Annotated in this window: 8 protein-coding genes; all 8 read left to right on the top strand. The window is 61.4% G+C overall.

Going from position 1 to position 9,528, the window contains the following annotated elements; translation table 11 throughout:
• The coding region (locus RMO18_RS15220) for an aminotransferase class III-fold pyridoxal phosphate-dependent enzyme (RefSeq protein WP_309667026.1) at nt 1-1,211 on the top strand (1,211 nt) is incomplete at its 5' end.
• On the top strand, nt 1,208-2,824 hold the full coding sequence (locus RMO18_RS15215; protein WP_309667025.1) for an NAD(P)/FAD-dependent oxidoreductase: 1,617 nt from the start codon (nt 1,208-1,210) through the stop codon (nt 2,822-2,824). The genes RMO18_RS15220 and RMO18_RS15215, both read left to right, overlap by 4 nt.
• A complete protein-coding gene (locus RMO18_RS15210; RefSeq protein ID WP_309667024.1) occupies nt 2,811-4,364 on the top strand; it encodes an NAD(P)/FAD-dependent oxidoreductase in 1,554 nt (517 codons plus the stop codon). The genes RMO18_RS15215 and RMO18_RS15210 overlap by 14 nt, the downstream gene beginning before the upstream one ends.
• The gene (locus RMO18_RS15205) at nt 4,361-5,548 is read left to right on the top strand and encodes an aminomethyltransferase family protein (protein ID WP_309667022.1); all 1,188 of its coding nucleotides are present in this window, start codon (nt 4,361-4,363) and stop codon (nt 5,546-5,548) included. The genes RMO18_RS15210 and RMO18_RS15205 overlap by 4 nt, the downstream gene beginning before the upstream one ends.
• The gene (locus RMO18_RS15200; RefSeq protein WP_309667021.1) at nt 5,548-6,687 is read left to right on the top strand and encodes an aromatic ring-hydroxylating dioxygenase subunit alpha; all 1,140 of its coding nucleotides are present in this window, start codon (nt 5,548-5,550) and stop codon (nt 6,685-6,687) included. Before RMO18_RS15205 ends, RMO18_RS15200 begins: the two co-directional genes overlap by 1 nt.
• Nucleotides 6,684-7,895, top strand: coding sequence for an aromatic ring-hydroxylating dioxygenase subunit alpha (locus RMO18_RS15195; protein ID WP_309667019.1), 1,212 nt, complete (start codon nt 6,684-6,686; stop codon nt 7,893-7,895). Before RMO18_RS15200 ends, RMO18_RS15195 begins: the two co-directional genes overlap by 4 nt.
• Nucleotides 7,896-7,934: 39 nt before the next feature.
• Entirely contained in the window at nt 7,935-9,038 is a 1,104-nt protein-coding gene (locus RMO18_RS15190) for a polyamine ABC transporter substrate-binding protein (protein WP_309667018.1), read from the top strand.
• A 2-nt stretch (nt 9,039-9,040) separates the two neighbouring features.
• The coding region (locus RMO18_RS15185; protein WP_309667016.1) for an ABC transporter ATP-binding protein at nt 9,041-9,528 on the top strand (488 nt) is incomplete at its 3' end.

Genomic DNA, 9,528 nt, shown 5'->3' with positions numbered 1-9,528 from the left:
CCAAGGGCGGGCGTACCTGGGATATCGACGGCAACAATTACGTTGACTACCGGTTGGGGTATGGCCCGGCGATCCTTGGCTATGCCGATGACCGGGTGGATGCAGCCGCGCTGCGGGGGATGCAGGTGGGCGGCGTGTTCGCGCTGTCGACCGAGCGGGAGCTGATCGTGGCCGACCGCATTGCCAAGATGGTTCCCGCGGCGGAACTGGTGCGGTTCTCGAATTCCGGCACCGAGGCGGTGATGGCTTCGCTGCGGCTGGCGCGTGCGTATACCGGGCGCGACAGTTATCTGCTGGTCGAGGGCGGCTATCATGGGCTGTTCGACGCGGCGATGTGGATGGCCAATCTGGAGGATTGGGAGGCCGGGTCGAACCGCGACCCGGAAGTGGTGTCCTATGGCAAGGGCATTCCCCAGACGCTGAAGCAACTGGCGCATCTGGTGCCGATGAACGATTTTCAGCGTTTGGAAGACACTTTCAGGCGCCACGGCGATACGCTGGCGGCGATGCTGATCGAGCCGATTCAGGGCAACTGCTGCGGGATCACGGCTCAGGTCGAATACGTGCAGTTGGCGCGCCGGCTTTGCGACGAATACGGCGTGTTGCTGATCATCGACGAGGTGAAGACCGGGTTTCGCGTCGGCAAGGGCGGCATCCAGGGGATCATGGGCGTGAAGCCCGACATCACCACTTTCGCCAAGGCAGTGGCCAATGGCTATCCGATTGCCGTGGTGGCGGGGCGAGAGGATGTGATGCGAACCTTCCGCTATGGCGGGGCGTCGCATGGCGGCACCTACACGGCGCATTCGGTAAGCCTTGCGGCCGCTGAGGAATGCCTGCGCATTCTGGATGAAACGCCGGCGCTGGAGACCCTGGCCGCCTATGGCGAGCGGTTGAAGGCAGGGATCTCCGGCATTCTGAATGCCCGTGGTATTGTGCATTCCTACACAGGACATCCGTCGATGTTCGGCCTGTTCTTTGCCGAAAAGGCGCCCGACAACTACCGCGATTGGAAGACGTCGGACTATTCATTCTACGACCAGATCGCGTATTACCTGCATGATCTGGGGATCATCGTTGAACCTGACAGCCGCGAGCCATGGTTCATGTGCGAGGCGCACGGGCTGGACGAGACCTGCCTGACCGACACGTTGAAGGCCGTTGAAACAGCGGTCGATCTGACGCTGGAATACGGGGTGGCGGCGGAATGATCTATGATGCGGTGATTATCGGTGCCGGCCATAATGGTCTGGTGGCGGGTTCCTATCTTGCGCGCGCTGGCCTGAAGGTCTGCATCGTGGAGAAAAACGACTGGGTCGGCGGGGCGGCGGTCAGCCGTGAGCTGTTCCCCGGTTTTACCTATTCCAATTGTTCCTACGTCAGCAGCCTGTTCCGCCCCGAGATCATGCGTGATCTGGAACTGCCCAAACACGGATTGCAGATCATCCCCTATGAAGGCGGGGCGATGTTCACCGAAGACGGCGGCTATCTTGGCATGCACCGCGACCACGATGCCAACCGCCGCGAATTTGCCCGCCATTCGCCGCGCGATGCCGAGGCTTATGATCGCTATTCCCGCGATGTTTTGCGCCATTGCCGGTTCATCCGGCCCTTGCTGATGCGCCGCCCACCAGACCCTGCCCGCTTTCGCCCGAGGGACCTGTGGGAACTTGCGTGGCTGGGCAAGCAGATGTTCGGCCTTTCGGAAATGGCGATGTATGACATGATCCGGTTCTGGACGATGTCGATCTCGGATTACCTGGATGAGTATTTCGAGAACGGTGTGATCAAGGCCTATCAGGCGGTGGGGTCGATCATCGGCACGGCGCTGGGACCAATGTCACCGGGAACGGCCTATGTGCTGCTGCATCACGCGATGGGCGATGTAGATGGCAACGTGGGTGCCTGGGGCTATGCGCGCGGCGGCATGGGATCGATCACCAAGGCGCTGGCTGCGTCGTTCAAGGCGGCGGGCGGCGAGATCAGGACCGGGTCGGGGGTGGAGCAAGTTCTGATCCGGGGCGGTCGCGCCTACGGCGTGGCCCTTTCGGACGGGCAAGAGGTGCTGGGCAAGCGGGTCGTGTCCAACATGGACGTGCGGCGGACGTTTTTGAAGCATGTCGAAGAAAGGGAATTGCCGGATGCGTTCCTGAAACGCGTGCGCGCCTTCAAGACGCGCGGGTCGTCGGGCAAGTTGAACATCGCGCTTGATCGGGCACCGCACTTTACGGCGCTGCCAGAGGGTGCGCCCAACATCAAGGGTGACATGCATTTCACCGATTCCATCGAGAAGATGGAACTGGCCTATGACGATTGGAAAGCCGGCCATTTCAGCCGCGATCCGTTCCAGGACATGATGATCCCAACGATGATCGACCCAACGATGACCCCGCCGGGCAAGCATTTCATGTCGTGCTTTGTGCAATACGCCCCGCCCAAGATCGAAGGTCAGGACTGGACGGATGCTGACCGCGATGCCTTTGGCGTGGCTTGCATCGACCAGATCGAGAAATATGCCCCCGGCTTCAAGGACAGTATCCTGCATGTCGAGGTGCGCACCCCGCGCGAACTTGAGGCCGAAGTTGGCCTGACCGAGGGCAACATTTTTCAGGGCGAGCTGACATTTGACCAGCTGCTGTTCAACCGGCCCGTGCCGGGATATGCCGATTATCGCAGCCCGATCAAGGATTTGTGGATTTGTGGGTCCTCCACCCATCCCGGCGGCGGCGTGATGGGCGCACCGGGCCGCAATGCAGCCGCCGAGATATTGCGCGACATGAAGCTGCAACCCAAGGACATGAGTGAAGCCTATGCCGTTGTTTGACGTCATCGTCATAGGTGCCGGCCCGAACGGTCTGGCAGCTGCGTGCAAGCTGCAAAAGCAGGGCCGCAGGGTGCTGGTGCTTGAGCGCGGGGCGGTGTCGGGTGGCGGGGCCGCGGCGGCGGACTTTGCCCCCGGTTTCGCCCGGCCCTCGCTTGCCCATCTGTCCTACAACCTTGATCCACGCGTGGAAAAGGGAATGAACCTTGCGGGTCATGGTTTGGCATGGGCCAATGCAAATCTTTCGACAACGGCGCTGTCCGCCACTGGCGGCCATTTGCGGCTGGATGGCGCTATGGGACAGGTCCTGACCGGTGACGTCGGCGCTGCTGACCGCGCCGCCTGGGCTGCGTTGCGTGCGCGGCTGATGAAATTTGCCCGCGTGCTGGCCCCGTTCCGCGAAATGACACCGCCGCGTCTGGCAAAGGGCGTGGGCAACCCGATGCTGAAGCTGGCGGGTATCGGCGTGAAGGCGCGGCTGATGGGGGCGGATGAGTTTCGCGAGCTGTTGCGTGTCTTTCTGACCAACATGCACGACGCGCTGAATGACGAGCTATCCAACCCAATGCTGAAAGGTGCGTTGGCGTTCGATGCAAGTCTTGGCACATGGCTTGGCCCACGTTCGCCCAATTCGCTGCTGATCTGGCTGGAGCGTCTGGCCGGGCAAACGGCGGGTGTGCAGGGGGCGCTGGGCCTGCCGAAGGGCGGGATGGCGTCAATTGGGGCTGCAATGGTCCGAGCGGCTGAGGCGGCTGGTGTCGTTGTGCGCAGCGATGCCGATGTGGCCCGGGTGATCATAGAAAACGACCGTGTTGCAGGCGTGCAGCTGGCTTCGGGCGAAGAGCTGCGCACGGGGCTGGTGGTTTCAGCGATTGCCCCCAAGACGACGCTTTTGTCGCTGGTCGGGCCGCGCCATCTGGACACCGGCCTTGTGAACCGGATGCGGCACCAGAAGTCGCGGGGCGGGGCGGCAAAACTGCACCTGGCTCTGACCTCCGCCCCGGATTTCCGTGGGGCGGACCTGCGCACCCGGTTGGTGATCGCACCGTCCGAAGACCATGTGGAGCGGGCGTTCAATCCGGTCAAATACGGGCGGGTGCCCGACGCGCCGGTGATGGAAATCGTGATCCCATCGGCACATGAGGCCGGTCATGCGCCCGAGGGTCAGCACTTTCTGTCAGCCATTGTGCAATTTGCCCCGCACGCCCCCGCTGACCCCGAAGCCGCCCGTGCGGCGATGCTGGAGGCGTGTTTAGGGCAGCTTGAAGCCCACGCCCCCGGAATTCGCAAACTGGTCGCGCAGGCAGAAATGCTGATGCCTTATGACATCGAGGCGCGGTGGGGCATGCCGGGCGGCAATTGGCACCATGGCGAGATGTCGGTGGAACAGATGCTGTTCCTGCGCCCGTTGCCGGGCATGGCGCAATACCAGACGCCGATTGCTGGCCTTTGGCTTGCGTCGGCGGGGTGTCATCCGGGCGGGGGCGTTTCAGGGGCGGCCGGATGGAACGCCGCCAACGCGATCGAAAGGTCCCGCGCATGAGACATCTGCGCCATTACGAGACGCCGCTTTTGCAAACCCCGTTCCATGCCCGGACAGCGGCGGCGAACCGGCTGCAGTCCTGGGGGGCCTGGGCAGGTTACGTATCTGCGCTGAGTTTCGAGGACACTGCGATGGAGTATTCGGCCATCCGCAACGCAGCGACGGTGTATGATCTGTGCCCGATGGTCAAATACCGCATCACCGGAAAAGATGCTGCAGATTACCTGAACCGGATGACTGTGCGAGAGGTGACCAAGCTGTCGGTCGGCGGCGTGCAATACACGATCTGGTGCGATGACGACGGCAAGCTGGTGGATGACGGCACGCTGTTCCGCCTTGGGCCGGACCATTTCCGGCTGTGCTGTCAGGAGCGCCACCTGCCGTGGTTGTTGGACGGCGTCATCGGCTTTGAGGTGACGATTGTCGAGGAAACCGAGGAGATTGCTGCCCTTTCCTTACAAGGCCCCACCTCTGCTGCCGTTCTGGCCGGGGCAGGTTTTGATGTGCAAGGGCTGAAGCCGTTTCGCATGGCGACGTTCCCGTTCGGCGCTGGCACGCTGATGATTTCGCGCACCGGATTTACGGGCGATCTTGGCTATGAGCTGTGGACAACGCCGGACAATGCCCTGCCGCTTTGGGATCATCTCTTTGCCGCGGGCGCGCTCCTTGGTCTGCGGCCCATCGGGTCGGATGCGTTGAACATCGCGCGGCTTGAGGCGGGGTTCATCATCACCAACATGGACTTCATCCCCGCCCCGCAAACCCTGCGCGAAGACCGGCTCCGTTCGCCCATCGAGATGGGGCTTGATTGGTTGATCGATTGGGACAAGGGCCATTTCAACGGCCGTCGCGCACTGGTCCGGGAACGTGACAGCGGCAGTTCGAAATGGGCATTCGTCGGGCTGGAGGTCGATGGCAATGTTTCGGCTGAAGGGTCGATCTTGTATCATGACCAGAAGACCGAAGTGGGCGTCATCACTGGGGCCTGCTGGTCGCCGATCCTGAAGAAAAGCATCGCGCTGGCACAGATTGACCGCCGCCACATGGCTGGCGACAACATCTGGGTTGAAATCTATGCCATGCGCGAGTTGCACTACAGCAAGCTGATGATGCGCGCGCGGGTGGTTGATCGTCCATTCTATCTTCCCGACCGTCGCCGCGCCACACCACCCGGGAGGTTCTGATGGGACATGACCGCCACCCACTTTCGCCGCGCCTTGACCATTGTCCCGAGACGCTGCCGGCGCAGGCTTACTTCGATCAAGACTGGTTCCGGCGGGAACAATTGACGCTTTGGGCACGAAACTGGGTCTGGGCCGGGCGGCTGAATGATCTTGCGCCGGGCACGATGCAGCGGCGTCAGATCGGGGTGGCCAGCGTTATTCTGTGCCGCACGCCCGAAGGCGAGGTTTCGGCCTTTCACAATGTCTGCCGCCATCGCGGCGCGGAGCTGTGCAGCGTTGACCAGCAGTCGATGGGAAAGCTTGTCACCTGCAAGTATCACGCTTTCGCCTATGCCGCGACAGACGGGCGGCTTGTGGCGACGGGGCAGGCCCAGCCGACAGCGGATTTCGACAAGCGCGCGCACGGCCTGACCAAGGTTTCGATCATGGTGTGGAACGGCTTTGTCGTTCTTAACCTGCTGCCCGACCCGGGGCCGTTGCGCCCCGACACCGGGCTTGGGGCATTGGATAACTGGCCGATGGACAGCCTTGTCACCGGGCATCGCGCGGTGAACGAGGTGGCTGGCAACTGGAAGATCCTGTGGGAAAACTACAACGAATGCCTGCATTGCGCGACCATCCACCCCGAACTGAGTGATCTGGTGCCGATCTACAAACAAGGCGTCATGGCCCAGAACGAAGAACCGGGCTGGACACCCGAGGCCGACCTGCGCCCGGCGATGAAGCCGGGTGCTGCAAGCTGGACACTGTCGGGCAAGCCCTGCGGACCGGAGTTTCCGGGTCTTACGCAAGCTGAACGCGCTGCGGGATACCTGTTTGTCACGCTTTATCCGACAGCCTTTATCGTTGCCCATGTCGATTACGTCCGCGCCGTGGTGTTCGAACCCCTGGGGCCGGAGCGAACCCGGGTCACGGTGGAATGGTACTTCGCGCAGGAAACCCTTGATCAGCCGGGGTTTGATGCGGCCGAGGTTGCAGCCTTTGCCAAGCTGGTGCTGGCCCAGGATGCTGAGGTGGTCGAACTCAATCAGCGCGGCTTGCGCTCGCCCGCTTACACCCGAGGCCGTTTGATGCCGGAGGAATATGCGATCCGGGATTTTGATGCCTGGGTGTTGCAGGAAATGGAGGACTACAAATGAAGGATTTCCCGATTTCTTCCGTGCCGGCCCCGAACGAATGGGACCGCCAAGGGCTGCCTGCATGGACCTACCACTCGTCCGAAATGTTCGCGCTGGAGCGGGAGAGGCTGTTCCTTACCCATTGGCAGGTGGTCGGCCACGAAAGTGACGTGATGGCCGTCGGTGACTGGCTGACCTTTGATCTTTTGGGCGAACGCGCCGTCGTGATGCGAGACAAGGATGGAACGCTGCGCGCTTTTCACAACCTGTGCCGCCACCGCGGCGCGCGCGTCGTCGATGGTGCCAAGGGCAATTGCAAAGGCGCGATCGTTTGCCCGTTTCATGGCTGGGTTTACAATCTGGACGGCACCCTCAGAGGGGCCGCTCAGCCCACCAGCTTTGGCGCGATGAACCGCGAGCAGTTCGGATTGAAGCCGGTCGAAATGGAGGTGTTTCACGGCTTCATCTTCCTGCGCTTTGGACCTGGCCCGCAGCCGTCAGTGGCGACAATGCTTGCGGCCTTTGATGCCGATTTCGCGGCCTATCGGCTGAAGGATGCGTTGCCCGTGCAACTGCCCGCGTGGACCACAGATCTGGCGGTCAACTGGAAATCCGTCCGTGATGTCGACAATGAGGGCTACCATGTGCCAATGGCTCATCCGGGTTTGCAGGACCTTTACGGGCGCAGCTATCGTGACCTTTACCTTGAGGGTGGGCTGAGTGTTTCGGTCGGCTATTTTGGCGATACGCCCGGGCGCGGCTGGTCGGTGCGCAACTACGTCAAGCATGCACAAGCACCTGAACATCTGCCGCCGCATTTGCAGAATGCCTGGACCTATTACGGCATCTTTCCCAACATAGTCTTTTCGTTCACGCCAGAAACGATGCAATTCTACCATGATATCCCGCTGACACCGGGACTGACGCGACTTACTGGCAAGGTCTATCGGCAGCCGAATGAAAGCCGTGCGGCGCGCCTTGCCCGCTATCTTGCCTACCGCATCGACCGCCACACCTCGGTCGAGGATCAGCAGCTGTCAATCTGGTCAAACGAGTCGATGAAGTCGGCTGCGTTCGAAGGGTTCCATCTGTCTGACCTGGAATACGGACTGCGCCGCCATCACGACGGTTTGCGGAGCCTGTTGCCGGTGATGACGCTGAAGGACGCGCCACCAGAGACAGAAATCCGAAGCACCAATGACAAATTGATTGGTCAGTCAGAATTGTGACGGTATCGTAAAGTTAACAACACAAGGGGAGAGACTGCCATGAACCTGACCCGCCGCAAGGCTCTGCTGACCCTCGGAACCGCCTTGGCGGCACCTTATGTCCGTCCTGCATGGGCGCAGGCAGGGACGGTGAATGTGTACAACTGGTCCGACTACATTGGTGAGACCACCATTGCCGATTTCGAAGCCGAGACAGGCGTGGGCGTGGTCTATGACCTTTATGCCAGCGCTGAGGAGATGCAGGCCAAGGTGATGGCGGGGTCAACCGGCTATGACGTGGTGCTGCAATCCGGGCTGAGCCTGCCGCGGATGGTGGCTGCGGGCGTCTATCAGAAACCGGATCGCAGCAAGCTGACCAACTGGGGCAACCTCGATCCGGCTTTGCTGAAGGTGCTGGAGGGGTTTGACCCGGGCAACGAGCATGCGGTGCCTTACATGTGGGGTTCGGTTGGCTTTACCTTTAACATGGATCTGGTCAAGGAACGGTTGCCGGATGCCGACCTCAGCGATCTGGGCACAATAATGAAGCCCGAAAACGCGGCCAAACTGGCGGATTGCGGGCTGACCCTGCTGGATAGCCCGACCGACTTCGGCTTCATGGTGCTAAGCTATCTGGGGATCGATCCGAATACCGCACGTGAACCCGAATACCGCAAGATGATCGAGGCGATTGCGCCGATCCGCGAATATGTGACCACCTTTGATAATTCCAATTACCTCAACACTTTGCCGACGGGCGAGGTTTGTGTCGCCAACAACTGGTCTGGCGACTACGGCGTCGCAAAGGCGCGCGCGGCAGAGGCTGGGTTGGAAGTGAACCTGGCCTATTTCGTTCCCAAGACCGGCGCCCCTGCCTGGTTTGACATCTGGGCCATCCCGTCGGATGCCGGCAACGTCGACAACGCGCATCTGTTGCTGAACTATCTTTTGCGGCCCGAAGTGATTGCCGCCTGCACGAATTACACCGGCTATGCCAACGCCAACAAGGCGGCGACAGCATTTGTCGACCCTGCAGTGGCCGCAGACCCGGCCGTCTATCCGGATGCCGAAACCATGAGCCGCCTGTACACCCCGAAACCGCAAACCGAAGAGCAGGACCGGGAGATCACGCGGGCCTGGGCTGAAATCAAGTCTGGCGGTTGACCATGGAAGGCCCATCCGCACCATTTCTGCGGATCGAAGGCGTCTCAAAAAGCTTTGGCAGCTTTCAGGCAGTCAGGGACGTATCCCTGACGATCGACAAGGGCGAGATCTTCGCCCTTCTGGGCGGATCGGGGTGCGGCAAGACCACGCTGTTGCGCATGCTCGCTGGGTTCGAGGAGCCCACGGCGGGTCGGATTTATCTGGATGGGCAGGACATGACGGGCGTTCCCCCCTGGGAGCGCCCGGTCCACATGATGTTCCAAAGCTATGCGCTGTTTCCACATATGAGCGTGGAAAAGAACGTGGGCTACGGGCTGAAACACGAGGCGATGACGCCGGTCGAATGTGGCGACCGGGTGCGCGCGATGCTGGACCTTGTGCAGTTGACCCAGTTTGCCCATCGCAAGCCGCATCAGATTTCGGGTGGCCAAAGGCAGCGCGTGGCCCTTGCGCGCGCCCTTGCCCGCCAACCGAAGCTGCTGCTGCTGGA

This window comes from Tabrizicola sp., from assembly GCF_031377265.1.
In the GTDB taxonomy this organism is placed as follows: Bacteria; Pseudomonadota; Alphaproteobacteria; order Rhodobacterales; family Rhodobacteraceae; genus JAUYQR01.
The sequence above is the reverse complement of the archived record's forward strand: the minus strand, read 5'-3'. Positions and strand labels throughout refer to the sequence as shown.